This is a genomic window from Microcella humidisoli, assembly GCF_024362325.1.
In the GTDB taxonomy this organism is placed as follows: Bacteria; Actinomycetota; Actinomycetes; order Actinomycetales; family Microbacteriaceae; genus Microcella; species Microcella humidisoli.
In genome coordinates this window covers 673,431-699,831 of record NZ_CP101497.1, presented here as the reverse complement: position 1 = coordinate 699,831, position 26,401 = coordinate 673,431, and the positions used below count along the sequence as shown (strand labels likewise).

Below are 26,401 nucleotides of genomic sequence, written 5' to 3'. Positions count from 1 at the left end.
GCCGCTGCGGGCTAGCGTGGAGCGCATGACCGATCGACCGATGCGCCCCGTGCGGCGACCGTCGAGCGCCTTCGACGCCCTCGAGGGCGGGCTCGACCCCGCCGTCGCGCTGCGCATCGCGCACGACTCGGCCCGCGCTCTCGTGCACCGGGTGCGTTCGAGCGACGACCCCGACCTGGTCGAGCGCATGGTCGCCTTCACCGATGAGCACGGCCTCGACACGCTCGCCGAGCTGTGGTCGCGCGCGGGCGCCCGCACGCTGCCGGGCGCGCTCTGGCGGCTGTCGCTGCTGCGCGCGCTCATCCGCCAAGACCCGGCGGGCACGGCGCTGCTGTTCCAGCGCGGCAGCGAGGTGCTGTCGACCGCCGATGTCGTCGTGGCCGGGGCGGAAAGCCCGACGGGCCCGGACGAGATCCGCGTGCTCGCCGACGCCGTGCTGCGGGGCGTCTACGACGGCGACGTCGCGGTCGCGTTCGATCGCGCCGCCGCCTTCTGCCGCACCGCCGCGGCGGGCGCCGCCGATCTCGCCGACGACGCGGATGCCGCGGCCGACGATGCCCGCGCCGCCGAGCTCACGGCGCGCGCCGCCCGCCTCACGTCGAGCGGCCGCGACTTCACGGCCTGCGCCGCCCTCGAGCGCGCCGGTTCGCTCGACTGAGCCCGAGCATCCACCGCCCGAGCATCCACCGCCCGGGAATGCCGTGCAGGGTCACCCGGTTACACTGCTGTAGCCGGGCCGCAGTAACCCCGGGCTCCAATATTTGCCGCTCCGAGCGGCCACTCGCCGAGAGGCGTTCTGCGGCCCGGCTTTTCTGCGCCCTCGAGCTCTCGCTCGGGCCCTCAAGCTGAGAGTGCGCTGAAGAACGCCACCTCGGCCAAACCCCGCACCCCGTGGTGCCGAACACCTGGCATGTCACCGACCGCACGCACCATCCGCTCCGGGCTCGCCATCGCAGCCCTGCCGCTCGTGCTCGCCGCCCTCGTGGGATGCACCGGGAACACCCCGGCCATCATCGCGACGTCGACGAGCCTGCCGCAGGCTGCGGAGGAGTCGCTCGAGGCGGGACCGAACGAGGTCATCACGATCGGACTCCGGTTCATGCCGGAGGACATCACGGTGCCCGTCGGAACCACCGTCACCTGGCGCAACGGCGAAACCATCGGGCACACGATCACATCGGGTGCCTGGGGCGACGTCAACGAGAGCACCGGGCTGCGCGGTTCGCAGTCGGCCGACGGCCTGTTCGATCACGCGCTCGCGCCGATGGGACAGGAGGGGGACACGTTCTCGTTCACCTTCACCGAGCCGGGGGAGTACCTGTACTTCTGCATGCCGCACCTCACGATGAACGCTCGCGTCATCGTCGAGGGCTAGGCACCCGGCCCGCACCAACACCAACAGCACCAACACCAACTAAGGGGAATCACATCATGCGCAAGTCCATCGCATTCGCCGGCCTCGGCCTGGCTGCCGCTCTCGTTCTGTCGGGCTGCTCGACCGCCGCCGAGGCGGAGGCTCCCATGGAGGAGACCGCCGTCATCGACACCGTCAACAGCGACGGCTCGGCACTGCGTGCCCAGCTCACCGCTCTGCTCGCCGACCACGTGTACCTCGCCGGTGCCGCGATCGACCAGGCGCTGCAGGATGGTGGCGACCTCACGACCGAGCAGGTCACGGCCGCTGTCGCCGCTCTCGACGAGAACTCCGTCGAGGTCGCCGCGCTCGTCGGTTCGGCGTACCCCGACGCGGAGCAGCCGTTCCTCGACTCGTGGCGCTCGCACATCCCGTTCTTCGTGAACTACACGCTCGGCAAGGCGACCGGTGACGACGCGCTCGCCGAGCAGGCCGTCGCCGACCTCGGCGCCTACGCGGTGTCGTTCGGCCAGCTGATCAACTCGGTCGTTCCCGAGCTGCCGGCCGAGGCCGTGCAGGCCGAGCTCGAGATGCACGCGACGACGCTGCTCGCGGCGATCGACGCCAACATCGCGAACGACCCGGCGTACTTCGACCTGCTCAAGGAGGCCGCGAGCCACATGCCGATGACCGCGACCGCGCTCGCCGGCGGCATCGCGACCAACCTGGGAATCCAGTAGTCGCCAGCATGATCCAGCGCGCCGACCGGTAGGGGTCGAGCGCTGACCACCGGCCGGTGGGGAGGGGACCCGAGCCCCGCCCCACCGGCCGTACTCGTCTTTGCCCACCAGTACCGCCCCTCGAGAGGATCCGGCTCATGCGCGCATTCCGCATCGCCCTGCTGATCGTCACCGCCATCGCGCTCGTCGTGAACGCGGTCATCCATTTCCAGCTCGCCGGCCCGTTCGAGGCGATCACGGGCACGCTCGTGGGCCAGGGCACGCTCTTCCGCATCCAGGCCGCCGTGAACATCGCTGCCGCCCTGCTGCTCATCACCCGCACCCGCTGGGCCGCGGCGCTCGCCGCGCTCGTCGCCGCGGGCGGCCTCGCTCTCGTCGTCATCACGACCCTCGTGCCACTCGACCTCAGCCCGATCGGCCTGCCGGTCCTGTTCGAGCCGATCTGGTACGCCGACAAGGTCATCGCCGCCGTCGCGCAGGCGATCGCGCTCGCTGCGGCGATCACCGCCGCGCTGCTGCGCCCGCGACCCGCAGGCCCCGTTCAGCCGTAGATCAGCCCGAGTCCTGCAATGCTGGTACTCGTGCCCCCAGAAATAGCGCTCGACGACGTCGCCCCCGCTGCCGACGCCACCGTCGAAGCCACCAACGCCCTGCTGCTGCGCGTCGCCACGGGCGACCAGCGCGCCTTCAGCGAGCTGTACGACCTCATCGCTCCGCGCATGCTGGGCCTCGTGCGCCACGTGCTGAAAGACCACGCCCAGTCGGAGGAGGTGGTTCAAGAAGTTCTGCTCGAGATCTGGCAAACCGCCCCGCGCTTCGATCCGAATAAGGGGAAAGCGGTGACCTGGATGCTGACGATGGCCCACCGGAGAGCGATCGACCGCGTACGCAGTGCGCAGTCGTCTCGCGACCGTGACACCAGGATCGGCATCCGCGATCTCGATCGGGATTACGACTCGGTCGCGGAGAGCGTCGAGATCCGCATCGAACACGATCGAGTGGAGAAGGCCTTGAGCCGGTTGACCGAGCTGCAGAGACAAGCGGTGGAGCTCGCCTATTACGGCGGGTACAGCCACAGCGAGGTCTCCGACATGCTCGGCATCCCGATGGGCACGGTCAAGACTCGACTGCGCGACGGCATGATGCGGTTGCGCGAAGAATTGGGGGTGGCGTCATGAAGTCGACCGACGATGACGCGAACGGTTTCGATGAGATGCGCGATGAGGAGTTCGCCGACGTGCGCGCCGCTCTGGGTCTCGCGGTGGCGCCGGTGGCGCCCTCGGCGGGCCTGAAGGACGCGGTCATGGCGGCGATCGCCACGACGCCGCAGCTCGCGCCGTCGCCGCCGGCAGCGGTCGCGCCGAGTGCTGCCGATTCGATCGAGGATGCGATGCCTGCCGCCGCGCCGGGGTCCGCCGCCGCGCGCGCTCAGGCGCGCTGGTTCGCCCGGCCGGCGATGCTCGTGACGGCCGCCGCCGCCGCGGTGGCCCTGTTCTTCGGGGGCGTGCTCGCCGCCGATCTCATCGTTCCGGGCTCGCCGAGCGATGCCGACCAGCTCGCGGCGATCGTCGCGGCGCCCGACGTGTCGACCGTGGTCTCCGGGGTCGCGGGCGGCGCCTCGGTGACGCTCGTCGCAAGCGAGTCGGTGGGACTCTCGGCCATGGTCTTCGACGGCCTCGAGCCGTTGAGCGACGACGAGCGCTACGCCCTCTGGTACATCACCGACGGCGTCGCGACGCCTGCGGGGCTGTTCGCGGTCGATGGTGAGGGAGCGGTCGTGCAGGTGCTCGACGGCGCCTTCGAGGCCGGCACGATCGTCGGAGTGACGGTCGAGCCCGCGTCGGGCAGCCCGGCGCCGACGAGCGACCCGATCGTGGCGATCGTTACGGCGTAGCCTCGAGTGACGCCGAACGGCCCCCGCGCATGCACGGGGGCCGTTCGTCGTGAAAGGGGTCGCGCGTGCCCGTTCGTGCCTAGCGCGCGGGCGCGATCTCGGCGACGAGGGCTTCGACGCGGCGCTTGATGTCGTCGCGGATCACGCGCACCGAATCGATGCCCTGCCCGGCTGGATCCTCGAGCTCCCAGTCTTCGTACCGCTTTCCCGGGAAGATCGGGCACGCGTCGCCGCACCCCATGGTGATGACGACGTCGGAGTCGACGACCGACTGCACGGTGAGGATCTTGGGCACGTTGTGGGCGATGTCGATGCCCTCCTCGGCCATGGCGTCGATCGCGACGGGGTTGATCTGGTCTTTGGGCTCAGAGCCCGCGGAGAGCACCGTGACGCGGTCGCCCGCGAGGTGCTGCAGGTAGCCCGCGGCCATCTGGGAGCGGCCGGCGTTGTGCACGCACACGAACAGCACGGTGGGCAGGGGTTCAGCAGGAGCGTTCTTCTTCATGTCCAAAGTATAGACACACATCTATATGTAGTGGCAACGGGATGCGGACCGCCGCCCTGCGGCCGACTCAGCTCCGGCCCGCCAGCTCGCCGAGCAGCCCGCGCACGCGTGCATCGATGTCGTCGCGGATCGCGCGCACGCGGTCGAGGGGCTGCCCCGCCGGATCGTCGACCGCCCAGTCGAGGTAGCGCCGACCGGGGAATACCGGGCACGCATCGCCGCAGCCCATCGTCACGACCACGTCGGCGGCACGCACGACGTCGTCGGTGAGCGGCTTCGGGAACTCGCCGCCGAGCGGCACGCCGATCTCGTCGAGCGCTGTGACCACAGCCGGTCGGATCGCGTCGATGGGGGCCGAGCCCGCCGTGCGCACGCGCACGCGTTCGCCGCCGAGGTGCCGCATGATCGCCGCGGCCAGCTGCGACCGCCCCGCGTTCTGCACGCACACGAACAGCACCTCGAGCGGGGCACCCGGCGGTCGCTCGCCGCCGAGCCCCGAGGTCTCTTGTGCGCTCAGGCGCTCGGCGGCGAACTGCGCCGTGGCCGAGGGCAGCGCGCGGCCCGCGCCGTCGCGCGCCCGCAGCAGGTCGTAGCTGTCGAGCACGACGCGCTGCACGGTCTCGCGCGAGAAGGTGCCCGCGAAGCGCGTGCCGAGGTCGTCGATGATGCGCCCGAGCAGCGCTCCACTCAGCGAGTCGGCGGCGCTCGGCGGCGCCCATTCCTCGAGCCGTGCCGCGACGGTCTCAGACAGCGAGTACCAGACCTCGCGGCCGCGGGGCTCGCGCGCGACAAGCCCCGCCTCGAGCAGCACGCGCAGGTGATGCGAGACGGTGGGCTGGCGCAGGGCGAGCGCCTCGGTCAGACGGCCGACGGTGAGCGCGTGGTCGTCGGCGTCGAGCAGCAGGCGGGCGATCGCGCCCCGCGTCGCATCACCGAGCGCGCTGAGCTCGGGAGCGATCGTGCCGCGCTCTCTCATAGACCCGAGTCTATGCGATGGCCTACAGTGTGGGCGTGACCGATGTCGACGCGCCCTCCGCCGCTCCCCGTCCCCTCGCGATCCGGATGCTCGCCGAAGCACTCGGCAGTGCCGGGCTCGGCGCCACCGTCATCGGCTCGGGCATCATGGCCACGCGACTGACCGACGACGTCGGCGTGCAGCTGCTCATCAACGCCGTCGCGACGGCCGCCGCCCTCGTCGTGCTCATCGTCGTGCTGGGGCCCGTGAGCGGCGCCCACCTCAACCCCGTCGTCACCGCCGCGCTCGCAGTGCAGCGCCGCGTGCCCGCCCGCGAGATCCTGCCGACCGTGCTCGCCCAGGTGCTCGGCTTCGCCGCGGGCGCCGTGCTCGCCAACCTCATGTACGGCGGCGCGGCCGTGTCGATCAGCACGACCGTGCGCGCCGAGCCCGGGCTGCTGCTCGGCGAGGTCGTGGCCACGGCCGGGCTCGTGGCGGTCATCCTGACCCTGGTGGCCCGTGACCAGCAGGCCTGGGTGCCCGCCGCCGTCGGTCTGTACATCGGCAGCGCGTACTTCGTCACGAGCTCGACGAGCTTTGCCAACCCGGGCATCACTCTCGGCCGCATTCTGAGCGACAGCTTCGCAGGCATCGCCCCCGAGAGCGCACCCGCCTTCATCGCCGCGCAGCTCGTCGGCGCCGCGGTCGGCGTGCTCGTCGTGCGCGCGCTGCTCGCGCCGTCCGCCCGACGCTAAGCCGAGCGCTGCACGACACCGTGCTCGCGTGCGAGCGCGTGCACGTGCTCCGCGATCTGATCGCGGGTGTGCCGCAGTCCCTGCCGACCGCTCGTGCTCTCGAGCATGATGCTCCACGTGCGGAACTCGCGGCCGTCGAGCGCCGCGAGCCCGTCGTCGCAGTTGAGCACGACGATGTGGTCGGCAGCCGCGACGAACTCGGGCGCCACGGGCTTGGGGTACTCGCCGAACGACGGGATGCCGAGCTCGTCGAGCGTGTCGACGACCGCCGGCAGCACGCGGGCCGCGGGATGCTCGCCCGCACTCATGACGCGCGTCGCGAGCGGGGCGACCGCGCGTAGGAGGGCCGCGGCGATCTGCGAGCGACCGGCGTTGCCCGAGCAGACGAAGAGGAACGAGGGGGGTGATCCGGCTGCGCGTCGTGACGTGAAGCGCACGGCGTCGAGGCGATCGGCGGCGAGCTGCGCGGCGAGCGCTCGCCCGTGATTGGCGGGGTGGTCGAGGTGCCGGTAGCGCCGGAAGCTGTCGACCACGATCTCGCGGACGGCAGGCTCGCCGAGCGCGCTCGCGTGCTGGGCCGCGAGCCTCCGTGTCACCTGCTCGATGATCTCGGGCACGGCGGGAGCATGCAGGGTCACTGCTCCCCCCTGCCGTGCCGTGCGCTCTGCCCCCGTGTCACGTGACCAGGGAACGGGGTGTTCGTGAACGACCGGTGAACGGCCCGAGACCGGGGCAAGGCGCGCGGGCGATTCCTGTCACAATGGGCGCCATGCACGACGAGGGACTCACCGACACGGGGTACCAGGTCGACGGCGGCGTCGGCGGCGACTTCGTCGACGACTACGACGAATCGACGAGTGTTGACGACGGCACTCTGCCCCCCGATCGGTACCTCGATCGCGAGCTGAGCTGGCTGCGCTTCAACCAGCGCGTGCTCGAGCTCGCCGAAGACGAAGCCGTTCCGCTGCTCGAGCGCGTGAACTTCCTCGCCATCTTCGCGAGCAACCTCGACGAGTTCTTCATGGTGCGCGTGGCCGGCCTCAAGCGCCGCATCGTCACGGGCCTGGCCGTGCCCTCCAACACGGGTCGAGCGCCGGGCGACGTGCTGGCCGACATCAACGCGCTCGCGCTCGAGCTGCAGCACCGGCACGTGCGCGCCTTCCACGAGAAGGTGAAGCCCGCCCTCGATGAGGCCGGCATCCACGTCGAGTCGTGGGCCGACCTGAGCGAGAGCGATCGTTCGCGGGTCGACGAGATCTTCTCGACCCAGATCTTCCCGGTGCTCATGCCGCTCGCCGTCGACCCCGCGCACCCCTTCCCCTACATCTCGGGCCTCTCGCTCAACCTCTCGGTGCGCGTGCGCAACCCGAAGACCGATCGCGTCGAGTTCGCGCGCCTCAAGGTGCCGCAGGTGCTGCCGCGCTTCGTGCAGCTGCCTGACGACGGATCGGGCCGCGTGCGGTTCCTCACGCTCGAAGACCTCATCTCGAACCACCTCGACGAGCTCTTCCCCGGCATGCAGATCCTCGAGCATCACGAGTTTCGCGTCACGCGCAACGAAGACGTCGAGATCGAAGAAGACGAGACCGAGAACCTCATCCAGGCGCTCGAGCGCGAGCTGCTGCGGCGTCGCTTCGGCCCGCCGATCCGTCTCGAGATCACCGACGACATGGATGACCTGACGCTCGGTCTGCTGGTGCGCGAGCTCGGCATCACCGAGCAGGAGGTCTACCGCCTGCCCGCGCCGCTCGATCTGGGCGGACTGTTCGAGATCTCGAAGCTCGACCGACCGCACCTCAAGTACCCCAAGCACGTGCCCGTCACGCCCGTGCAGCTGCAGCCCGCCGAGCCCAACGCGACCCCCGACATCTTCGCCTCGATCGCGCGCGGCGACATCCTCGTGCATCACCCGTACGAGTCGTTCGCCACGAGCGTGCAGGCCTTCCTCGAGCAGGCCGCGCGCGACCCCAATGTGCTCGCCATCAAGCAGACGCTCTACCGCACGAGCGGCGACAGCCCCATCATCGAGGCGCTCATCGACGCCGCCGAGGCGGGAAAGGCCGTGCTCGCGCTCGTCGAGATCAAGGCGCGGTTCGACGAGCAGAACAACATCGAGTGGGCTCGCAAGCTCGAGAAGGCGGGCGTGCACGTCGTCTACGGTCTCGTCGGTCTCAAGACCCACTGCAAGCTTGCGCTCGTGGTGCGACAGGAGAAGGGCGGAGCGCTTAAGCACTACGCCCACATCGGCACGGGCAACTACAACCCCAAGACGAGCCGCATCTACGAAGACCTCGGGCTCTTCACCGCCGACGACCAGGTGGGCAAAGATCTCACGCGGCTGTTCAACGAGCTCTCCGGCTATGCGATCGAGAAGAAGTTCAAGCGCATGCTCGTGGCCCCGCGCTACCTGCGTCGCGGCCTGCTCAAGCTCATCGCGACCGAGACCGAGCACGCGAAGGCCGGCCGGCCCTCGGGCATCCGCATCAAGGTCAACTCTCTCGTCGACGAGGCCATCATCGACGCCCTCTACCGCGCGAGCGCCGCGGGCGTCGCGGTCGACATCGTCGTGCGCGGCGTGTGCGCCCTCGTGCCGGGGCGGGAGGGCCTCAGCGAGAGCATCCGCGTGCGCAGCGTGCTCGGGCGCTACCTCGAGCACTCGCGCATCTTCGCCTTCCACAACGCGGGCGACCCGCAGATCTACATCGGCAGCGCCGACATGATGCATCGCAACCTCGATCGGCGCGTCGAGGCGCTCATCCGCCTCACCGAGCCCGCGCACCTCGCCGAGATCGACGAGCTGTTCGATACGTCCATGAGCGAGCACACGGCCTCGTGGCACCTGCAGCCCGATGGCGACTGGCAGCGTGTTCACCGCGATGAGCACGGCCGCTCGCTCGCCGACCTGCAGAATGTGGTCATGAACGCGATCGCGACCCGGCGGCGCGGGGGTGCGTCGCGCGCATGACGCCCGCATCCCCGGCGACGACCGCCCTCGCCGACACGGTCGAGGCGGCCGGTGCTGTCGTCTGGAAGATGGTCGACGGCAAAGCGCGCATCCTGCTCGTGCACCGCACGCAGCACAAAGACATCTCGCTGCCCAAGGGCAAGGTCGACCCGGGCGAGACCCTGCCCCACACGGCCGTGCGCGAGATCGCGGAGGAGACGGGCTTCGACGTCGTGCTCGGCGCCCCCCTCGGCACGGTCGAGTACCGCTTGCCGAACGGACGCGACAAGGTCGTGCACTACTGGTCGGCTGAAGTGGATGCGGGCCAGGCCGAACGGCACAGCTACGAGGCGAACGGCGAGATTCGCGCCCTCGAGTGGGTGCCGGTCGCCAAAGCGGCCAAGCGCTTGACCTACGCCCACGACGCCGACGTCGTGGAGCGGTTCGCCGCGCAGGTCGATGCGGGCCACGCGCGCACCTTCGCGCTCATCGTGCTGCGCCACGGCAAGGCCATGCCGCACGAGCAGTGGGACGGCCCCGACCACACCCGCCCGCTGCTGCACCGCGGTCTCGAGCAGTCGCGCTCGGTCGCCGGCGGCATCGCCGCGTTCGGTCCCCAGTCGCTCGTGACGAGCACGGCGGCACGGTGCGTCGCGACGATCATGCCGACCGCCGAAGCGACCGGGCTCGAGGTCAAGCACTCGCGCGGCATCAGTCAAGACGCCTACGCGGGCGACGGCCTGCGCGTGCGGCGGCAGGTCGAGAAGCGCCTCACCCGCGGCGTCACGGCCGTGCTGTGCAGCCACGGTCCCGTGATCCCGCAGATCATCAGCGCGGCCGCCGACCTGAGCGGCGCCACGGTGACGCCGCAGCTGCGCCGCAGTGCGGCCCTCGCGACGGGGGAGTACACGGTGCTGCACTTCGCGCACGGCCCCGAGCATCCCGCGCTCGTCGCGATCGAGACGCACGCGCCTGCCGTCGGCGCGTGACGGCATTCGCGGGTCGTTAACCTGCCGTTCACCCGCGCGGCGGACCCTGGACACCGTCGCTCCTTAGCGTGGCATCGCCCGGCCTCCTGCGCCGTGCATGCAGTCACGACATCCATCCCCGAAGGGAAAACACAGTGAACATCACGCGTGTCGGCAGCTTCGCTGCCATCAGCGTCGCCGCAGCGCTCGTCCTGAGCGCCTGCGCCACGAACGAGACCCCCGCCGAAGAGACCCCCAGCGGCCTCTCGGGCACCCTTGTCGGCGCCGGCTCGTCGGCCGTCGGCGCGGCCCAGGAAGTCTGGATCGCCGAGTTCCAGACCGCCAACCCCGAGGTCACCGTGACCTACGACCCCACCGGCTCGGGCGCTGGCCGCGAGACCTTCCTCGGCGGCGGCAGCGACTTCGCCGGCACCGACCGTGCGTTCAACGACGAGGAGATCGCCGCGGGCGGCTTCGCCGCGTGCGCGCCCGACTCGGGCATCGTGCAGCTGCCCCTCTACGTCTCGCCGATCGCCGTCATCTTCAACCTCGAGGGCATCGACTCGCTCAACATGAGCGCCGACGTCATCGCGAGCATCTTCGCCGGTGCGATCACCAACTGGAACGACCCGGCCATCGCCGCCCTCAACGAGGGTGTCGAGCTGCCCGACCTCGCGATCACCGCCGTGCACCGCTCGGACGACTCGGGCACCACCGAGAACTTCACCGACTACCTCTTCCAGGCCGCGCCGTCGATCTGGACCGAGGAGCCGGACGGCGTGTGGCCGTTCGAGTCGGGTGAGGCCGCTCAGGGCACCTCGGGTGTTGTCGACGCCGTCACCAACGGCACCGGCACCATCGGCTACGCCGACGCCTCGCGCGCCGGTGACCTCGGTACCGTCGCGGTGCAGATCGGCGAGGAGTTCGTTCCGTTCTCGCCCGAGGCCGCGGCCGCTGTTGTCGACGCCTCGCCGTTCGTCGAGGGTCGCCCCGACTTCGACCTGAGCATCGAGCTCGACCGCACGCCCGACAGCGCCGCCTACCCGGTCGTGCTCGTCGCGTACCTCGTCGGCTGCGAGACCTACCTCGACGCCGCTCAGGGTGAGCTCGTCAAGGCGTACTTCACCTACATGGCGAGCGAGGCCGGCCAGGCCGCGGCTGCCGCGGGTGCCGGTTCGGCCCCGATCTCGGCGACGCTCTTCGAGCGCGTGACCGCCGCGATCGACGTCATCAGCTAGTCAGTTCCACCCTCACGACGCCGGGGGGTGGGGGGGCAGTTGCCCCCCCACCCCGCGGCCGTCAGACTGGGGGCGGGCATCCCGGTCCCGTTCCCCTGAGTACCAGCCAGCACCCCTGTCAACCCGATCTGCGGAGGAACCGAGTCGATGACCGCGACAGACCCGAAGGTACGAGCGGTCGCACCGCAGGGCAAGCCGAAGCAGCGGCTCGGCGACATCATCTTCTCCCGCACCTCGCTCATCTCGGGCGCCGCGATCCTCGTGATCCTCGCCGCCGTGGCCCTCTTCCTCGTGGGGCAGAGCATCCCGGCCTTCGTCGCCGATCCGGTCGACTTCATCGGGTCACCCGCGAGCTTCTGGGACTACGTCTGGCCCCTCGTCTTCGGCACGCTCTGGTCGGCCACGCTCGCGCTGCTCATGGCGCTCCCGCTCGCCGTCGGGATCGCCCTCTTCATCTCGCATTACGCACCGCGCCGTCTCGCGCAGGCGCTCGGATACATCGTCGACCTCCTCGCCGCCGTGCCCTCGGTCGTGTTCGGGCTCTGGGGCATCGGCGTGCTCGCGCCGGCCGTGCTGCCGGCGTACACCTGGCTGTCTGAGAACCTCGGGTGGATCCCGCTGTTCGCCCCGCCCGTGTCCGGCACGGGCCGCACGATCCTCACCGCGGCGATCGTGCTCGGGGTCATGATCCTGCCCGTGATGACCGCCATCTGCCGTGAAATCTTCATCCAGACCCCGGTTCTGCACGAAGAAGCCGCGCTCGCGCTCGGTGCGACCCGCTGGGAGATGATCACGATGGCGGTGCTGCCGTTCGGCCGCCCCGGCATCATCTCGGGTGCCATGCTCGGCCTCGGCCGCGCGCTCGGCGAGACCATGGCGGTCGCCATGGTGCTCTCGGCGACGGGTGTCATCACGATCAACCTCGTGAGCTCGTCCAACCCCTCGACGATCGCGGCCAATATCGCGCTGAGCTTCCCCGAGGCCTACGGCGTCAACGTCAACCTGCTTATCGCGACCGGTCTCATCCTGTTCCTCATCACGCTCATCGTGAACTCGATCGCGCGCTACATCGTCAACCGTCGCAAAGACTTCTCGGGAGCGAACTGACATGACTGCGACTGCCCTGCAGCCCGGTATCGCCAACACCCTCACCCAAGGGCAGCTGCACCCCCGCACGCCCTGGGTGATCCTCGGCCTCTCGTTCGCGGCTGCCGGCGGCATCGTCTCGCTCATCACGAGCGCGACCGCCTCCGAGTTCTCGCTCGTCGGCGCCGCCGCTCTCGGCGTGCTGTTCTACCTCGTGTCGATCGTCGTCATCAGCCGGCTCGTCGAAGGCTCGCGCAAGGCGACCGACCGCTTCGTCACGGCGCTCGTCACCGGGGCGTTCCTCATCGCGATGGCCCCCCTCGTCTCCCTGCTCGTCACCGTCGTGGTCAACGGCTCCGCCCGCTTCGACATCGAGTTCTTCAGCAGCTCCATGCGCAACGTCGTGGGTGAGGGCGGCGGCGCCGCGCACGCGATCGTCGGCACCCTGCTCATGACGGGCACCGCGGCCATCATCTCGATCCCGATCGGCCTCTTCACCGCGATCTACCTCGTCGAGTACGGCCGAGGCCCCCTCGCGCGGGCGATCACGTTCTTCGTCGACGTCATGACGGGCATCCCCTCGATCGTCGCGGGCCTCTTCGCCTTCGCGCTCTTCGCGCTGTTCTTCGGACCGGGAGTGCGCATGGGCTTCGCGGGGGCCGTCGCGCTGTCGGTGCTCATGATCCCCGTGGTCGTGCGCTCGTGCGAGGAGATGCTGCGCGTCGTGCCCAACGAGCTGCGCGAGGCGTCGTTCGCGCTCGGCGTGCCCAAGTGGCTCACGATCCTCAATGTCGTGCTGCCCACCTCGGCGGCCGGAATCGCGACGGGCATCATGCTCTCGATCGCCCGCGTCATCGGCGAGACGGCGCCGCTGCTCATCGTGGCGGGATTCACGGCGAGCATGAACTACAACCTCTTCGCCGACCGCATGCAGTCGCTGCCCGTGTTCGTCTTCACCTCGTATGCGAACCAGGGTGTCGACACCCAGGCCTACCTCGACCGCGCGTGGGCCGGCGCCCTCACGCTCATCCTCATCGTCATGCTGCTCAACCTCGTGGCGCGCATCATCGCCCGCGCGTTCGCCCCCAAGCTCGGCCGCTGAACCCCGATCTGACCGAAGGAATCCCCACACCGTGTCTAAGCGCATCGAAGTCAACGACCTCAACGTCTACTACAGCAAGTTCAAGGCTGTCGAGGGCGTCAGCATGGTCATCGAGCCCCGCAGCGTGACCGCCTTCATCGGCCCCTCGGGGTGCGGCAAGTCGACCTTCATCCGCACGCTCAACCGCATGCACGAGGTCATCCCCGGCGCCTACGTCGAGGGCGAGGTGCTCATCGACGGTGACGACCTCTACGGCCCCGGGGTCGACCCCGTGCTCGTGCGCCGGCAGGTGGGCATGGTGTTCCAGCGCCCCAACCCGTTCCCGACCATGTCGATCCGCGACAACGTGCTCGCGGGCGTGAAGCTCAACAACCGGCGCATCAGCAAGACCGACGCCGACGAGCTGGTCGAGAAGTCGCTGCAGGGCGCGAACCTCTGGAACGAGGTCAAGGATCGCCTCGAGCGCCCCGGCTCGAGCATCTCGGGCGGCCAGCAGCAGCGCCTCTGCATCGCGCGGGCCATCGCCGTCGAGCCCGAGGTGATCCTCATGGACGAGCCCTGCTCGGCCCTCGATCCCATCTCGACGCTCGCCATCGAAGACCTCATCGAAGAGCTCAAGAAGGACTACACGATCGTCATCGTGACGCACAACATGCAGCAGGCCAGCCGCGTGAGCGACAAGACGGCGTTCTTCAACATCGCCGGCACCGGCAAGCCCGGCAAGCTCATCGAGTACGACGACACCTCGGTGATCTTCTCGAACCCGAGCGTGAAAGACACCGAAGACTACGTTTCGGGCAAGTTCGGGTAAGGCCGACTCGGCGTCAGCGTTGCTCGCGGGCGCCCGCTAGGCCTCGACGCGCCGCGCGGCCTGCTCGGCGTCGTCCTCGTGCACCGTGAACCGGTAGCCGACGTTGCGCACGGTGCCGATGAGCGACTCCATGTCGCCGAGCTTGGCGCGCAGGCGCCGCACGTGCACGTCGACCGTGCGGGTGCCGCCGAAGTAGTCGTAGCCCCAGACCTCGCTCAGCAGTTGCTCGCGCGTGAAGACGCGGCTGGGATGCGTAGCGAAGAACCGCAGCAGCTCGAACTCCTTGAACGTGAGGTCGAGGGTGCGGCCATGCACTTTCGCCGAGTAGCTGGCCTCGTCGATGACGACACCGGATGCCCGGATCATGCTCGACCCCTCATCACGCGACTGGCGGCCTACGGCGAGGCGCAGCCGGGCATCCACCTCTGCGGGCCCCGCGGTCTCGAGCAGCACGTCGTCGATGCCCCACTCCGCGTTGACGGCCGTGAGGCCGCCCTCGGTGAGCACGACGATGATCGGCGAGCCGGCGCCCGTGGTCGTGAGGATCTTGCAGAGCGACTTGGCGCTCGCGAGGTCGGCGCGAGCATCCACGATGATGACGTCGGCGGGAGGCGCACCGACGAGGGCCGCCGGCTCCGCCGGAATGCGGCGGACCCGGTGGCTGAGCAGCCCTAGCGCGGGGAGAACGTCGGTGTTCACCTGCGAGGTCAGGATCAACAGCTGAGCCACATGTCCTCCACGGTGTCCCGCTCAGTGTACAAGCGGCCTAGCATGGGGGCATGTCCCGCACCATCGCGACCGCGCTGCCCGTCTGGTTGGCCGTCGCGGCGGCGGTGCTCGTCGTCGCGCTGCTCATGCCCTCCGACCAGTGGTGGGCGGTGCTGCCGGCCATCGCGGGCGGGGCCATGATCATGACGTTCGTCATCCAGGTGAGCCTGCAGTCGAAAGACGGGCTCGTCATGCGCATGCTCGTCACGGTGACGGGCGCGATCCTGCTGCTCATGGTGGCGTCGGTCGCAACGCTGCTCGTGACCACCCTCTAGGCGTTCTCCCCGCGCGCGCCGTCGTACACTGGAGTCATGCTTCTCGCCCTTGAGATCTTCTTCCTCGGCCTGCTGGGTCTGGCGACGCTCTCGATCGGATTCGTCTCGGTCGTCGTGCTCGTCAACCTGTACCGCGGCCAGCGCTGATTCCGCGCGGAGCCGTGTTCTCCCTCGACACGAGTCTGCCGGCCGAGCTCGCCCCGCTCGCCTGGCTCATCGGGGTGTGGGACGGCACCGGAGTCGTGCACTACCAAGACGGCGATCGCACGCGCGAACACGAGTTCGGCCAGCGCGTGAGCTTCAGCCACGACGGCCTCAACTACCTCAACTACTCGTCGCACACCTGGCTGCTCGATGAGGCGAACACGCCCCTGAGCGCCGAGGCCGGCTACTGGCGACTGCACCGGCCCTCGCAGCCGGGCGACCCCGGCCCGGGCATGCTGCCCGGTGATGGGCCGCGGCCGTACGCCACCGCCGAGCAGGTCGAGCAGCTGCGGGCCCCGCACGGCGGCTTCGACGTCGAGGTGGCGCTCATCCACCCCGGCGGCGTGAGCGAGCTGTACCTGGGCCGCGTCGCCGACGCGCGCATCGACCTGCAGACCGATGCCGTCATGCGCTCGGCGAGCGCCAAGGAGTACGCCGCCGCGACGCGCCTCTACGGACTCGTCGAGGGACGCCTGCTGTGGGCGTGGGACATCGCCGCCCTCGGCAACGACCTGCGCACCCACGCCTCCGGAACCCTGAACCGCGATGCCTGACATCTCGCCCCTGCTGGCCCTGCCCGGCGCCGTCGCCGGTGCGGGCACGACGGCCGACCACTACGGCGACCTGGTCGCCGAGCAGCGGATGCTCGCCGCGGGCCGCGCCATCGTCGACCTCAGCGACCGCGGCGTCATCACCGTCACGGGCCCCGACCGTCTCACCTGGCTCGACTCGCTCACCTCGCAGTCGCTCGCCACCCTCGACGCGGGCCAGTCGGCCGAGACGCTGCTGCTCGATCCGAACGGGCGGCTCGAGCACAGCATCCGCATCATCGATGACGGCGTGACCGCGTGGCTGCTCGTCGAGGCGTCGCAGACGGCGGCGCTCGCCGCCTGGCTCGACCGCATGCGCTTCATGCTGCGCGTCGAGGTCGCCGACGTGTCGCAGCAGTGGGCCACGCTGGGGCAGCTGCTGCCCGTGGGTTCCCCGCCGCTCGTCGAGCCCGCCGCGCCGAACGGCGTGCCACTCGTCTGGCACGACCCGTGGTCGGCCGTGCAGGTCGGCGGCTGGCAGTACGCGGCCGAGGACGGCCACCCCGCGGCCGAGTTCCCCGCGGTCGAGATACTCGTCGAGCGCGACCGCCTCGCCGAGGTCGGGGTGGCGGCCCGCGCGGGTGAGCTGCCCGTCGCCGGCGCGCTCGCGCTCGAAGCCCTGCGCATCGCCGCCTGGCGCCCGCGCTTCGGCGGCGAGGTCGACGACCGCACGATCCCGCACGAGCTCGACTGGCTGCGCTCGGCCGTGCACCTCAGCAAGGGCTGCTATCGGGGGCAAGAGACCGTGGCGAAGGTGCACAATCTCGGCCATCCTCCCCGCCGGCTGGTCATGCTGCACCTCGACGGCTCCGATGCCCTGCTGCCCGGCCACGGCGCGCCCGTGCTGCACGAGGGCGCCGCCGTGGGCACCATCACGTCGAGCGCGCGGCACCACGAGCTCGGGCCCATCGCGCTCGCCGTCGTCAAGCGCTCGCTCGATCCTGCTGCCGCGCTCGTCGTCGAGGTCGACGGCGTGGCCATCGCCGCCGCCCAGCAGGTCATCGTGCCGACCGACGCCGGGGCCACCGCCGGCGTGCCGCGGCTGCCGCGGCTCGGCGCCGTTCAGCGCCCGCAGGCCTGAGCCGGGCGGCGTCGGCGTGGGCGACGAAACCCGGGCGCTGAAGCGGCTCGAGCGCAGCATCCGTCGGCGATTGGATGCCCGCGCCGCGCTCGACCGCGTCGTGCGCTCGCTGCCCGCGATCGTGCAGATCGTCGTCGGTGCGACCGCGGCCTACCTGCTCGCGCGCGGGCTGCTCGGGCACGAACTGCCTCTCGTCGCCGTCACCGTGACGATCGTCGCGCTCGGGCTCGCGCGCGACGCCACCCCGCGTCGCGTCGTCGAGATCGTCATCGGCATCAACATCGGCATCGCGGTGAGCGCCCTGCTCGTGCAGGTGATCGGCCAGGGGGCGTGGCAGATCGCGGTCATCCTCGCCGTCACGCTGGTCGTCGCCCGGGCCGTGTCGCCCTCCGCACCGTTCGCGATCGCGGCGGGCGTGCAGTCGATGCTCGTGGCCGTGCTGCCCGCTCCCGATGGCGGGGTCTTCGCGCGCAGCCTCGACGGCCTCGTGGGCGGAGCCATGGCCCTGCTCATCACCGCCCTCATTCCGCGCTTCGACCTCGTGCGCCAGCGCGGCGAGGCGACGTCGCTGTTCTCGCTGCTCGAGCAGTCGCTCTCGGGCCTGCACGAGTCGCTGCGGGCGGGCGACGCCCCCGCCGCCGAGCTCGCCCTCGCGCGCATCCGCCGCAGTCAGGCGCTCATCGACGAGTGGAGCCGCTCGCTCGAGAGCGCGCGCGGCGTCGCCGCCGTCTCGCCGTGGCTGCGTTCGCAGCGCGCCCGCCTGGCCGAGGAGGTGCGGCTGCTCGCCGTCGCCGACCTGACGACCCGCCACGTGCGCGCGATCGCGCGCCGCGTCGACGTGATCGTGCGCGACGGGCGACCCCGCCCCGTGCTCGCCGAGCTCGTGGAGTCGGCGGCCGAGGTCGTGCGCCTGCTCGGCCGCAGCCGCGACGATGAGGCCGCGCGCTACGCGGCTCGCGCCGTCGCGGCGGTGCTCGCCGGGCGCTGCACGCCGACCGCAGTCGAGGGCGTCGGCGACCAGGTCGTCATCGTGCTGCTGCGCCCGCTCGTGTTCGACGTGCTCGTGCACCTCGGCACCCCGGCCGACGAGGCCCGCGCCCTGCTGCCGCCGCTCTGAGCGGGTCAGCTCCCACTGCGCCGCCCCCTCCCTCCCCTGTTCCCGCGGCCCACTCGCCAAATGACGGAAAAGTGGGCAGGGAGAGAGTCGCCGGGCCGATTCGGTGCCTCGGCCTCCGTCATTCGGCTGATAGGAGGGCGTCGACTCCCTCACACAGAGTCGTCAGCTCTGTCGACAATGAGGGGAACCGCGCAGTAGGTCGCGATCATCGAGCGCCGGTCATCCTGCCCGTGTGCGCGACATCAGAACCCTCACCGACCTTCGCGTGCTCGCAGCCGAGCGCGGTGGGATCATCCCGACGTACCGCCTCCGGGGCGCGGGCTACGGCCCGTACCTCATCTCAGAGCTTCGTCGTCGCGGCACGCTCCTCCGGGTGCGACAGGGCTGGTACGCACTCCCGGGCACTCCGGAGGAGACCATGCAGGCCGCTCGCGTCGGAGGGCAGTTGACCTGCCACGACGCGCTTCGGCGGCATGGTGTCTGGGTGATCCCGGATGCTCGGCTCCATGTCGCTCTGCCTGCACACGCCGTGCGTCCTCGTGATCCCGACGATCACCGACGCCGACGAGATCCGACAAGCACGGCGCTCGTTCTCCACTGGCGCGGCACGTCCGCGATCGTCGACCGTCCGATTGCATCGGTTGCGGATGCTCTCGCCGACCTCGAGCGCTGCGGGCCGTTCGAGTCGTTCGCGGTCGCTCTCGATAGCGCGCTCCACCTCGGTCTGGTGACCGCCGAGCTCGAACTCGCCCAACGCCACGCCGCGACCGGTGTCATCGGGCTCTGCGAATCAGGCATCGAGACGCTCTTCTGGCTGCGGTTGCCCGCGCTCCGGCGGCGCATCCGTCGCCAGGTTCTCATTCCCGGTGTCGGTCGAGTCGACTTCCTGATCGGTAGCCGCCTTGTGGTCGAGGTGGATGGCCGTGAGCACCACACGAGCCCGGATGCGTTCGAGCGGGACCGCGCGCGGGATGCGCACCTGGCACGCCTCGGTTACCGGGTGGTGCGCTTCAGCTATCGGCAGATCATGCACGAGTGGGGCACCGTGGCCGTGACGGTCAGCCTCCTCGTGGCGCAGGGCGAGCACCGCGCACGACGTGGAATGCCCCTCGCCTCCGCCAAATGACGGAGACGTGAGCGGAGAGTCCTCTCGGCACAGGCCAAGTAGTCCCGTCATCCGTCATTCGGCAGGAAATTCTGGCGACGAGGTCAGGGCAGCGGCGCGACTGCGGACCAGGGCACGGTGAGCTCGCCGAGCCGCCAGCGGGAGGGGCCGTCGAGCACGGGCCACCCGGCCTCGCGCAGCCCGCGCACCGCGGCGATGAAGCGCTGCCGGGGCGAGAAGGTCGACAGCGGGGCCTGCCGCGCCCACTGGGCGTCAAGGTCGCGCAGCAGCGCGTGCACCGGCTCGCCCGGCACGTTGCGGTGGATGAGCGCTTTCGGCAGCCGCTCGGCCACGACCGAGGGCCCGCCGAGCTCGTCGAGCGACGCGAGGTGCAGCGCGAGCGTGAGCGAGACGGGCCCCGACGGGTCGAGCGCGACCCAGCTCGCCACGCGGCCGACCTCGCTGCACGTGCCCTCGAGCAGCAGCCCGCCCGGCTGCAGGCGCGAGCGCAGCAGCGCCCAGGCCGCGGGCACCTCAGCCTCGTCGTACTGCCGCAGCACGTTCGCGGCGCGGATGATCGCGGGCCGGACATCCCCGTCGAGCGGCACCTCGAAGCCGCCCAGCCGGAAGCTCAGCCCCTCGCGCGCGAACGCGGCCGCCGCCCGCACGCGCTCGGGGTCGATCTCGATGCCGACGACCCGGGCGTCCGGCCGCACCCGGCGAAGCCGTTCGAGCAGCTCGAGCGAGGTCCAGTGCGCGGCCCCGTACCCGAGGTCGACGATGAGGGGGTCGGATGCGCGGCGCAGGGCGGGCTGCGCCGCGAGCCAGCGGTCCATGCGCCGCAGACGGTTGACGCCCGTCGTGCCCCGCGTGATGCGCCCCTCTGCCATCCGTCCATTGTCGGCCCTCGATAGGCTGGAGCCATGACGCACACCCTGATCCTGCTTCGCCACGGCCACTCCGTCTGGAACGAGAAGAACATCTTCACGGGCTGGGTCGACGTGGGGCTCACCGAGCAGGGCAAGGCAGAAGCGGCCCGTGCCGGCGAGCTCATCAAGGCCTCGGGGCTCGCCCCCCGGGTGCTCTACACGAGCCTGCTCAAGCGCGCCATCCACACGGCGAACATCGCCCTCGAGGTGGCCGACCTCGACTGGCTGCCGGTCAAGCGCAGCTGGCGACTCAACGAGCGCCACTACGGCGCCCTGCAAGGGCTCAACAAGGCCGAGACGCTCGCGGCGCACGGCGAGGAGCTCTTCATGACGTGGCGCCGCAGCTTCGACACCCCGCCACCGCCGCTCGACGACGACGCCGAGTACAGCCAGGTGCACGACCCGCGCTACGTCGGCATCGACGGCGAGGTGCCGCGCACCGAGAGCCTCAAGCTCGTCATCGATCGCATGCTGCCCTACTGGCACAGCGACATCACGCGCGATCTCGCCGCCGGCCAGACGGTGCTCGTGACCGCCCACGGCAACTCGCTGCGGGCACTCGTCAAGCACCTCGACGGCATCTCGGACGACGCGATCGCCGAGCTCAACATCCCCACGGGCATCCCGCTCGTCTACGAGCTCGGCGACGATTTCATGCCGGTGAAGCCCGCCGAGTACCTCGACCCGGAGGCGGCTGCCGCCGGTGCCGCGGCCGTCGCCGCGCAGGGCAAGAAGTAGCGCGCATCCCCCGATCGCGAACGGCCCCGGCAGATCTGCCGGGGCCGTTCGCGTGAGCGGGATGCTCGAGCGGGGTCAGTCGACCGGAACCCAGTCGCCCGTGGCGAGGTACTGCACCTTTTTCGAGATCGAGACGGCGTGGTCGGCGAAGCGCTCGTGGTACCGCGAGGCCAGCGTTGCGTCGACCGTGTCGATGGCTTCGCCCTTCCAGGTCTCGCCGAGCACCTTGTCGAAGACGCTGAGGTGCAGCGCGTCGATCTTGTCGTCTTCGTTGCGGATGTGCTCGGCGATCGCGACGTCTTCGGTCTCGAGCAGCTCGACGAGCTTGCGCGCGATCTCCACGTCGAGCGCGCCCATCTCCTTGAACGTGCCGCGCAGGCTCTTCGGAACGACCTTGTCGGGGAACCGGTAGCGGGCGAGCTGCGCGATGTGCTCGGACATGTCGCCCATGCGCTCGAGCGAGGCGCTGATGCGCAGAGCGCTCACGACGACGCGCAGGTCGCGGGCGACGGGCTGCTGGCGGGCGAGGATGTTGATCGCGAGCTCGTCGAGCTCGGCGGCCGCGGCATCGATCTTCGCGTCGTCGGCGATGACGGTCTCGGCGAGCGAGACGTTCGACTCGTTGAAGGCGCGGGTCGCGTTGTCGATCGAGTCGGCCACGAGGCCGGCGATCTCCACGAGGCGCTCCCGCACCTCTCGCAGCTCCTGCTGGAACACTTCGCGCATCTGAACACGTCCTCTTGATCTCGGGGGCTGCGGCACAATCCCTTGCACAGTGCCGTTCAGCGGTGAACGGCAACTGGCCCGCAGGTTAATTCTCGGCGATGTCGCGCTCGCGGCGCCCTTCGGCACCCGGAGGGCGCTCCATCGGTCACTAATCTAGTGCTCATGGACTCGGCACTGCTCGTGCCCCTCGCTCTCGCCCTCGGGGCCGTGATCGGGGGCGGAGCCGTCGTCGCCGTCATCACGGCCGCTCGACGGGGCCGGATGGCCGCCGAGGTCGCGTCGACCACCGTGCCCGACGGCGTCGACCAGGTGATCGAAGCCCTCGAGTCGGCCGGCGTCGTGCTCGACCCGAGCAACAACGTCATCAAGGCCTCGCCGCGCGCCGTGACCCTCGGGCTCGTATGGCACCGCACGCTCGTTCACCCGCGTCTCGTCGAGCTCGTCGATCGCGTGCGCCGCAGCGGCGAAGCCGTGACGGAAGAGCTCGAGCTGAGTCGGGGGCCGCTCGGCGATGCCGCGCTGCACCTCTCGGTGCGGGTGGCCCGGCTCGGCAGCCGCTTCATGCTGCTGCTCGCCGAGGACCGCACCGAGTCGTACCGACTCGACGCCGTGCGCCGCGACTTCGTCGCCAACATCAGCCACGAGCTCAAGACGCCGATCGGGGCGATCGGGCTGCTGGGCGAGGCGCTCGGCCACGCGGCCGATGATCCCGTGCAGGTGCGGCGCTTCGCCGAGCAGCTCACGAAAGAGTCGTCGCGGCTCGCGAGCATGACGCAAGAGATCATCGAGCTCTCGCGGCTGCAGGCGAAGGATGCCCTGTCGCATCCCGAGATCGTCGACCTCGATCACGTGATCACCGCCGCGATCGATCAGAACCGCGTGCTCGCCGAAGCCCAGCGCGTGACGCTCGTCAGCGGCGGCTCGAAGGGCCTTCGGGTCTGGGGCGACGAGGCGATGCTCATCACGGCCGTGCACAACCTCGTGCTCAACGCCGTGCAGTACTCGCCGTCGCCGTCGCGCGTCGGCATCGGTGTGACGGCGGCCGACGATGTCATCGAGATCGCCGTGACCGATCAGGGCATCGGCATTCCCGAGGACGAGCTCGATCGCGTCTTCGAGCGCTTCTTCCGTGTCGACCAGGCGCGCTCGCGCACCACGGGCGGCACCGGCCTCGGCCTCAGCATCGTCAAGCACGTGGTGCAGAACCACGGCGGCGACGTGCGCGTGTGGTCGCAGCCGGGTCGCGGGTCGACCTTCACCATCCGACTGCCGCGCGTGCTCGAGCCCGCGCTTCCCCTCCTCACGAAAGCCCGGTCATGACCCGCATCCTCATCGTCGAAGACGAAGCCGCGCTCTCCGAGCCGCTCGCCTACCTGCTGACCCGCGAGGGCTATGAGACGACGGTGGCGGCCGACGGCATCGCCGCCCTCGCCGAGTTCGATCGCGCGGGTGCCGACCTCGTGCTGCTCGACCTCATGCTGCCGGGGCTGCCGGGCACCGAGGTGTGCCGCGAACTGCGGCAGCGGTCAGGCGTGCCCATCATCATGCTCACGGCGAAAGACAGCGAGGTCGACATCGTCGTGGGGCTCGAGCTGGGTGCCGACGACTACGTGACGAAGCCGTACTCGACCCGGGAGCTGCTCGCGCGCATCCGGGCGGTGCTGCGTCGTCAGGTCGACGCGGGCGACCTCGACGATGCCGTGCTCACGGTCGGTCCGGTGCGCATGGATGTGGAGAAGCATCAGGTCACCGTGGACGGCACGGTCGTCGCCATGCCGCTCAAAGAGTTCGAGCTGCTCGAGCTGCTGCTGCGCAACGCCGGGCGCGTGCTCACTCGCGGGCAGCTCATCGACCGCGTCTGGGGCGCCGACTATTTCGGCGACACCAAGACCCTCGACGTGCACGTCAAGCGCATTCGCTCGAAGATCGAACCCGACCCCTCGAACCCGCGGATGCTCGTGACCGTGCGCGGCCTCGGCTACCGCTTCGAGGCCTAGGGCGCGGTCGCCCGCAGGGCGAGGTCAAGCGATTCGTCGCCCGACGGGCGAGCTCAGGAATTCGTCGCCCGACGGGCGAGGTCAGGGGATGTACAGCTCGTACTCGGGCAGCGCGCCGTCGAGCACCGGAACCAGCACCTCGACGCCCTCGGCGCCGCTGTAGGCGAAGAACACCGGAACGAGCCCGCCGATGGTGGCGCCGCTGCCGGCGATCACGATCTGCGTCTCGTCGTCCGGGCCGCCCACGCGGGTGCGGTCGCCCGCTGCGACGACGACCGCTTCGGTCACGCGCTCGCCGTCGGCCTCCCACTGCACGGTGAGGCGGCGGTCGACGTCGGCCGAGCTCGCGATCGTCATGACGAGGTTCAGCTCCTCGCCGGTCTCGCCGATGAGCAGCGCGTTGCGGATGGCGAGCTCGCCGACCTCGGCACCGACGCCGTCGCTCGGGTCGTAGTCCTTCTCCGTGGCGATCACCGCTCCGAACGTGCAGCCGGTCGTGCCGACCAGGAGGGCGGCCGCGAGGGCGATCGACGCCGCCAAGCGAGATTTCACGAATTGACTCCTTCAGCCCGTCGGGTGGCCCGTTCGCGCACGGTGCGAGAGGCGCGCGAGAGCGCATCCGAGTCTAGTGTAGTGAGCCATCGAGGGCCTGTTCCGCGCCCCGGTGGTCGCCGCCCGGCCCGATTCTCTGTGAAAACGCTGTGGTAGACTGGCAGTTCTGCGGAAGGACCATCACCCATGCTTTTTCAGGTTGGCGAGACGGTCGTCTACCCCCACCACGGTGCGGCGACGATCATCGAAGTGAAGAACCGAATCATCAAGGGCGAAGAGAAGCTGTACCTCAAGCTCAACGTCACGCAGGGTGACCTGACGATCGAGGTTCCCGCCGAGAACGTCGACCTCGTCGGCGTGCGCGACGTCATCGGCCAGGAGGGGCTCGACAAGGTGTTCGAGGTGCTGCGCGCGCCGTTCACCGAAGAGCCGACCAACTGGTCGCGCCGCTACAAGGCGAACCTTGAGAAGCTCGCTTCGGGCGACGTCATCAAGGTTTCCGAGGTCGTGCGCGACCTCTGGCGTCGCGATCAGGACCGCGGCCTCAGCGCCGGCGAGAAGCGCATGCTCGCGAAGGCCCGCCAGATTCTCATCAGCGAGCTCGCGCTCGCCGAGAAGACGGACGAGGAGAAGGCCTCGACGGTGCTCGACGAGGTTCTCGCCTCCTGAGCATGACGGCGCCTCTCGCGCCGCGGCTCGCGGTCATCGTGGTCGCGGCCGGCAGCGGCACCCGGCTGGGTCGCCCCGAGCCCAAGGCCTTCGTGACCCTCGGCGGGCGCACGCTTCTTGAGCACGCGCTCGAGGGTGTCTTCGCCCAGCCGGAGCCCGCCCAGGTCGTCATCGTCGCGCCCGCGAGCCACCGCGGCGACGCAGCGGCGATCGGCCGTCGCGTCGCCGGCCCGGTGCAGGATGCGGTGACCGTCGTCACGGGAGGCGACAGCCGCGCGGCCTCCGTCGCGGCCGGGCTCGCCGCCGTCGCCGAGGGCGCCGACGTGGTGCTCATCCACGACGCCGCGCGGGCGCTCACCCCGCCGGAGGTCTTCACTCGAGTGGTGCAGCGCGTGCGGGCCGAGCAGGTGGGCGTCATCCCCGCCCTGCCCGTGGTCGACACGATCGCGCGGCGCGACCACTCCGGCGCCGTTCTGGAACAGGTCGATCGCAGCGAGTTGGCGGCGATCCAGACCCCCCAGGGTTTTCCGGCCGAGGCCTACCGGGCGGCGGTGACGGCGGTCGTTCCGGGTGCGGAGCACACCGACGATGCCAGCGTGTTCGCCGCGGCCGGGCATCCCGTGGTCACGGTGCCGGGCGATGAGCGCGCCTTCAAGGTGACCACCCCGTGGGATCTGCGGCGGGCCGAGCACCTCGTCTCGGGCGGTCGGCCGTCGCTGCGCACGGGCGTTGGCATCGACGTGCACGCCTACGACGAGAGCCAGCCGCTCTGGCTGGGCGGGCTGTACTGGCCCGACGAACCAGGGCTCGCCGGGCACAGCGACGGCGACGCCATCAGCCATGCCATCTGCGACGCGCTGCTGTCGGCCGCAGGGCTCGGCGACATCGGCTCGCGCTTCGGCGTCGACGACCCGCGGTTCGCTGAGGCGCGCGGCGAGGTGTTCCTCACCGCGACGCTCGAGCTCGTGCGCGACGCGGGCTTCGAGGTCGTCAACGTGGCCGTGCAGGTCGTCGCCCAGCGCCCGCGCTTCGCCGCTCGGCGGCACGAGGTCGAAGCGCTGCTGACGCGCACTCTCGGTGCTCCCGTGAGCGTCGCCGCGACGACCTCGGACGGCCTCGGCTTCACCGGCCGCGCTGAGGGCGTCGCTGCAATCGCCACGGCACTGTTACATTCCTGATCGCGCCGCCGCTCCTGCGGCGCGATGCGGCTCCGCCGACGAGCGCGGTCGTCGGCTTCGCCGCTCGCAACGTCGAGGCGAGCACCCCCGTCGGCTTCGCCGCTCGCAACGTCGAGGCGA

30 protein-coding genes are annotated in these 26,401 nt (G+C 70.4%); 23 read left to right on the top strand and 7 right to left on the bottom strand.

The genetic code is table 11. From position 1 onward, the window contains the following. Positions 1–25: 25 nt before the first annotated feature. From NNL39_RS03300 to NNL39_RS03275, 6 genes are all read left to right on the top strand, one after another. The gene (locus tag NNL39_RS03300) at positions 26–658 is read left to right on the top strand and encodes a DNA-directed RNA polymerase subunit beta (protein WP_255160284.1); all 633 of its coding nucleotides are present in this window, start codon (positions 26–28) and stop codon (positions 656–658) included. Positions 659–910: 252 nt separating this feature from the next. Beyond that, positions 911–1,375 carry a cupredoxin domain-containing protein gene (locus NNL39_RS03295; RefSeq protein WP_255160283.1) on the top strand — a complete coding sequence of 155 codons (465 nt, stop codon included), beginning with the start codon at positions 911–913 and terminating at the stop codon, positions 1,373–1,375. Between the two features lie 56 nt (positions 1,376–1,431). Then, entirely contained in the window at positions 1,432–2,094 is a 663-nt protein-coding gene (locus NNL39_RS03290; protein WP_255160282.1) for a hypothetical protein, read from the top strand. Between the two features lie 137 nt (positions 2,095–2,231). After that, the gene (locus NNL39_RS03285) at positions 2,232–2,645 is read left to right on the top strand and encodes a hypothetical protein (protein WP_255160281.1); all 414 of its coding nucleotides are present in this window, start codon (positions 2,232–2,234) and stop codon (positions 2,643–2,645) included. An 18-nt stretch (positions 2,646–2,663) separates the two neighbouring features. Then, the gene (sigK, locus tag NNL39_RS03280; protein WP_407665145.1) at positions 2,664–3,272 is read left to right on the top strand and encodes an ECF RNA polymerase sigma factor SigK; all 609 of its coding nucleotides are present in this window, start codon (positions 2,664–2,666) and stop codon (positions 3,270–3,272) included. Continuing rightward, positions 3,269–3,988, top strand: a complete 720-nt coding sequence (locus NNL39_RS03275) for an anti-sigma factor (protein WP_255160280.1) — start codon at positions 3,269–3,271, stop codon at positions 3,986–3,988. The genes sigK and NNL39_RS03275 overlap by 4 nt, the downstream gene beginning before the upstream one ends. Before the next feature lie 79 nt (positions 3,989–4,067). Here the strand turns inward: NNL39_RS03275 and NNL39_RS03270 are convergent, their stop codons facing one another. Together NNL39_RS03270 and NNL39_RS03265 are read right to left on the bottom strand one after the other, a co-directional pair. Then, on the bottom strand, positions 4,068–4,493 hold the full coding sequence (locus NNL39_RS03270; protein ID WP_255160279.1) for an arsenate reductase ArsC: 426 nt from the start codon (positions 4,491–4,493) through the stop codon (positions 4,068–4,070). Positions 4,494–4,560: 67 nt separating this feature from the next. Beyond that, complete coding sequence (locus NNL39_RS03265; protein ID WP_255160278.1) at positions 4,561–5,469, bottom strand: metalloregulator ArsR/SmtB family transcription factor; 909 nt, start codon at positions 5,467–5,469, stop codon at positions 4,561–4,563. Positions 5,470–5,504: 35 nt separating this feature from the next. Here NNL39_RS03265 and NNL39_RS03260 point away from each other — a divergent pair, with 35 nt between their 5' ends. Next, positions 5,505–6,203 carry an aquaporin gene (locus tag NNL39_RS03260; RefSeq protein WP_255160277.1) on the top strand — a complete coding sequence of 233 codons (699 nt, stop codon included), beginning with the start codon at positions 5,505–5,507 and terminating at the stop codon, positions 6,201–6,203. On the opposite strand, the gene NNL39_RS03255 is transcribed toward NNL39_RS03260, so the two are convergent. Next, positions 6,200–6,841: an arsenate-mycothiol transferase ArsC gene (locus tag NNL39_RS03255; protein WP_255160276.1), complete on the bottom strand. Its 642-nt coding sequence runs from the start codon at positions 6,839–6,841 to the stop codon at positions 6,200–6,202. The genes NNL39_RS03260 and NNL39_RS03255 overlap by 4 nt on opposite strands. A gap of 131 nt (positions 6,842–6,972) precedes the next feature. On the opposite strand from NNL39_RS03255, the gene NNL39_RS03250 reads away from it, so the two are divergent. The 6 genes from NNL39_RS03250 to pstB all read left to right on the top strand — a co-directional run bounded on the left by NNL39_RS03250 (position 6,973) and on the right by pstB (position 14,352). Further along, a complete protein-coding gene (locus NNL39_RS03250; RefSeq protein WP_255160275.1) occupies positions 6,973–9,168 on the top strand; it encodes an RNA degradosome polyphosphate kinase in 2,196 nt (731 codons plus the stop codon). Continuing rightward, positions 9,165–10,136, top strand: a complete 972-nt coding sequence (locus tag NNL39_RS03245; protein WP_255160274.1) for an NUDIX hydrolase — start codon at positions 9,165–9,167, stop codon at positions 10,134–10,136. The genes NNL39_RS03250 and NNL39_RS03245 overlap by 4 nt, the downstream gene beginning before the upstream one ends. 134 nt (positions 10,137–10,270) lie before the next feature. Beyond that, positions 10,271–11,353, top strand: a complete 1,083-nt coding sequence (locus tag NNL39_RS03240) for a phosphate ABC transporter substrate-binding protein PstS (protein WP_255160273.1) — start codon at positions 10,271–10,273, stop codon at positions 11,351–11,353. 147 nt (positions 11,354–11,500) lie between these two features. Further along, positions 11,501–12,460 carry a phosphate ABC transporter permease subunit PstC gene (gene pstC, locus NNL39_RS03235; protein WP_255160272.1) on the top strand — a complete coding sequence of 320 codons (960 nt, stop codon included), beginning with the start codon at positions 11,501–11,503 and terminating at the stop codon, positions 12,458–12,460. Position 12,461: 1 nt separating this feature from the next. Next, complete coding sequence (gene pstA / locus NNL39_RS03230) at positions 12,462–13,541, top strand: phosphate ABC transporter permease PstA (protein ID WP_255160271.1); 1,080 nt, start codon at positions 12,462–12,464, stop codon at positions 13,539–13,541. Positions 13,542–13,572: 31 nt separating this feature from the next. Continuing rightward, positions 13,573–14,352 carry a phosphate ABC transporter ATP-binding protein PstB gene (gene pstB / locus NNL39_RS03225; RefSeq protein ID WP_255160270.1) on the top strand — a complete coding sequence of 260 codons (780 nt, stop codon included), beginning with the start codon at positions 13,573–13,575 and terminating at the stop codon, positions 14,350–14,352. 36 nt (positions 14,353–14,388) lie between these two features. Here pstB and NNL39_RS03220 read toward each other — a convergent pair whose 3' ends face one another. After that, positions 14,389–15,081: a response regulator transcription factor gene (locus tag NNL39_RS03220; protein WP_255160269.1), complete on the bottom strand. Its 693-nt coding sequence runs from the start codon at positions 15,079–15,081 to the stop codon at positions 14,389–14,391. 50 nt (positions 15,082–15,131) lie between these two features. Between NNL39_RS03220 and NNL39_RS03215 the strand changes: the two genes are divergently transcribed. From NNL39_RS03215 to NNL39_RS03195, 5 genes are all read left to right on the top strand, one after another. Beyond that, positions 15,132–15,395 (top strand): hypothetical protein, encoded by a 264-nt coding sequence (locus NNL39_RS03215; protein ID WP_255160268.1) that lies wholly within the window; start codon positions 15,132–15,134, stop codon positions 15,393–15,395. Between the two features lie 161 nt (positions 15,396–15,556). Further along, positions 15,557–16,153, top strand: a complete 597-nt coding sequence (locus NNL39_RS03210; RefSeq protein ID WP_255160267.1) for an FABP family protein — start codon at positions 15,557–15,559, stop codon at positions 16,151–16,153. Beyond that, positions 16,146–17,270: a CAF17-like 4Fe-4S cluster assembly/insertion protein YgfZ gene (ygfZ, locus tag NNL39_RS03205; RefSeq protein ID WP_255160266.1), complete on the top strand. Its 1,125-nt coding sequence runs from the start codon at positions 16,146–16,148 to the stop codon at positions 17,268–17,270. Before NNL39_RS03210 ends, ygfZ begins: the two co-directional genes overlap by 8 nt. A 16-nt stretch (positions 17,271–17,286) precedes the next feature. Then, positions 17,287–18,387, top strand: a complete 1,101-nt coding sequence (locus NNL39_RS03200; protein WP_255160265.1) for an FUSC family protein — start codon at positions 17,287–17,289, stop codon at positions 18,385–18,387. 727 nt (positions 18,388–19,114) lie between these two features. Continuing rightward, positions 19,115–19,513 (top strand): endonuclease domain-containing protein, encoded by a 399-nt coding sequence (locus NNL39_RS03195; RefSeq protein ID WP_255160264.1) that lies wholly within the window; start codon positions 19,115–19,117, stop codon positions 19,511–19,513. Positions 19,514–19,596: 83 nt separating this feature from the next. Here the strand turns inward: NNL39_RS03195 and NNL39_RS03190 are convergent, their stop codons facing one another. Beyond that, positions 19,597–20,382 carry a class I SAM-dependent methyltransferase gene (locus NNL39_RS03190; RefSeq protein ID WP_255160263.1) on the bottom strand — a complete coding sequence of 262 codons (786 nt, stop codon included), beginning with the start codon at positions 20,380–20,382 and terminating at the stop codon, positions 19,597–19,599. Between the two features lie 33 nt (positions 20,383–20,415). Between NNL39_RS03190 and NNL39_RS03185 the strand changes: the two genes are divergently transcribed. Next, positions 20,416–21,159, top strand: a complete 744-nt coding sequence (locus NNL39_RS03185; RefSeq protein WP_255160262.1) for a phosphoglyceromutase — start codon at positions 20,416–20,418, stop codon at positions 21,157–21,159. Between the two features lie 75 nt (positions 21,160–21,234). Here NNL39_RS03185 and phoU read toward each other — a convergent pair whose 3' ends face one another. Next, positions 21,235–21,885 (bottom strand): phosphate signaling complex protein PhoU, encoded by a 651-nt coding sequence (gene phoU, locus NNL39_RS03180; protein ID WP_255160261.1) that lies wholly within the window; start codon positions 21,883–21,885, stop codon positions 21,235–21,237. A 162-nt stretch (positions 21,886–22,047) separates the two neighbouring features. On the opposite strand from phoU, the gene NNL39_RS03175 reads away from it, so the two are divergent. Beyond that, complete coding sequence (locus NNL39_RS03175) at positions 22,048–23,205, top strand: sensor histidine kinase (protein WP_255160260.1); 1,158 nt, start codon at positions 22,048–22,050, stop codon at positions 23,203–23,205. After that, a complete protein-coding gene (locus NNL39_RS03170) occupies positions 23,202–23,882 on the top strand; it encodes a response regulator transcription factor (RefSeq protein ID WP_255160259.1) in 681 nt (226 codons plus the stop codon). Before NNL39_RS03175 ends, NNL39_RS03170 begins: the two co-directional genes overlap by 4 nt. Before the next feature lie 81 nt (positions 23,883–23,963). Here the strand turns inward: NNL39_RS03170 and NNL39_RS03165 are convergent, their stop codons facing one another. Next, on the bottom strand, positions 23,964–24,434 hold the full coding sequence (locus NNL39_RS03165) for a DNA modification methylase (protein WP_255160258.1): 471 nt from the start codon (positions 24,432–24,434) through the stop codon (positions 23,964–23,966). Between the two features lie 186 nt (positions 24,435–24,620). On the opposite strand from NNL39_RS03165, the gene NNL39_RS03160 reads away from it, so the two are divergent. Beyond that, positions 24,621–25,103 (top strand): CarD family transcriptional regulator, encoded by a 483-nt coding sequence (locus tag NNL39_RS03160; protein ID WP_047565183.1) that lies wholly within the window; start codon positions 24,621–24,623, stop codon positions 25,101–25,103. A gap of 2 nt (positions 25,104–25,105) precedes the next feature. Beyond that, on the top strand, positions 25,106–26,281 hold the full coding sequence (gene ispD / locus NNL39_RS03155) for a 2-C-methyl-D-erythritol 4-phosphate cytidylyltransferase (RefSeq protein ID WP_255160257.1): 1,176 nt from the start codon (positions 25,106–25,108) through the stop codon (positions 26,279–26,281). Positions 26,282–26,401: the final 120 nt, after the last annotated feature.

Bases quoted from the DNA above. Each gene is read 5' to 3' on its own strand.
- ygfZ (WP_255160266.1), top strand. From the start codon at position 16,146: ATGCCTGACATCTCGCCCCTGCTGGCCCTGCCCGGCGCCGTCGCCGGT.
- NNL39_RS03185 (WP_255160262.1), top strand. From the start codon at position 20,416: ATGACGCACACCCTGATCCTGCTTCGCCACGGCCACTCCGTCTGGAAC.
- NNL39_RS03215 (WP_255160268.1), top strand. From the start codon at position 15,132: ATGTCCCGCACCATCGCGACCGCGCTGCCCGTCTGGTTGGCCGTCGCG.
- NNL39_RS03290 (WP_255160282.1), top strand. From the start codon at position 1,432: ATGCGCAAGTCCATCGCATTCGCCGGCCTCGGCCTGGCTGCCGCTCTC.
- NNL39_RS03300 (WP_255160284.1), top strand. From the start codon at position 26: ATGACCGATCGACCGATGCGCCCCGTGCGGCGACCGTCGAGCGCCTTC.
- NNL39_RS03270 (WP_255160279.1), bottom strand. From the start codon at position 4,493: ATGAAGAAGAACGCTCCTGCTGAACCCCTGCCCACCGTGCTGTTCGTG.
- NNL39_RS03285 (WP_255160281.1), top strand. From the start codon at position 2,232: ATGCGCGCATTCCGCATCGCCCTGCTGATCGTCACCGCCATCGCGCTC.
- NNL39_RS03160 (WP_047565183.1), top strand. From the start codon at position 24,621: ATGCTTTTTCAGGTTGGCGAGACGGTCGTCTACCCCCACCACGGTGCG.
- NNL39_RS03190 (WP_255160263.1), bottom strand. From the start codon at position 20,382: ATGGCAGAGGGGCGCATCACGCGGGGCACGACGGGCGTCAACCGTCTG.
- ispD (WP_255160257.1), top strand. From the start codon at position 25,106: ATGACGGCGCCTCTCGCGCCGCGGCTCGCGGTCATCGTGGTCGCGGCC.
- NNL39_RS03250 (WP_255160275.1), top strand. From the start codon at position 6,973: ATGCACGACGAGGGACTCACCGACACGGGGTACCAGGTCGACGGCGGC.
- sigK (WP_407665145.1), top strand. From the start codon at position 2,664: ATGCTGGTACTCGTGCCCCCAGAAATAGCGCTCGACGACGTCGCCCCC.
- NNL39_RS03275 (WP_255160280.1), top strand. From the start codon at position 3,269: ATGAAGTCGACCGACGATGACGCGAACGGTTTCGATGAGATGCGCGAT.
- phoU (WP_255160261.1), bottom strand. From the start codon at position 21,885: ATGCGCGAAGTGTTCCAGCAGGAGCTGCGAGAGGTGCGGGAGCGCCTC.
- NNL39_RS03175 (WP_255160260.1), top strand. From the start codon at position 22,048: ATGGACTCGGCACTGCTCGTGCCCCTCGCTCTCGCCCTCGGGGCCGTG.
- NNL39_RS03265 (WP_255160278.1), bottom strand. From the start codon at position 5,469: ATGAGAGAGCGCGGCACGATCGCTCCCGAGCTCAGCGCGCTCGGTGAT.
- NNL39_RS03245 (WP_255160274.1), top strand. From the start codon at position 9,165: ATGACGCCCGCATCCCCGGCGACGACCGCCCTCGCCGACACGGTCGAG.
- NNL39_RS03295 (WP_255160283.1), top strand. From the start codon at position 911: ATGTCACCGACCGCACGCACCATCCGCTCCGGGCTCGCCATCGCAGCC.
- pstC (WP_255160272.1), top strand. From the start codon at position 11,501: ATGACCGCGACAGACCCGAAGGTACGAGCGGTCGCACCGCAGGGCAAG.
- NNL39_RS03170 (WP_255160259.1), top strand. From the start codon at position 23,202: ATGACCCGCATCCTCATCGTCGAAGACGAAGCCGCGCTCTCCGAGCCG.
- pstA (WP_255160271.1), top strand. From the start codon at position 12,462: ATGACTGCGACTGCCCTGCAGCCCGGTATCGCCAACACCCTCACCCAA.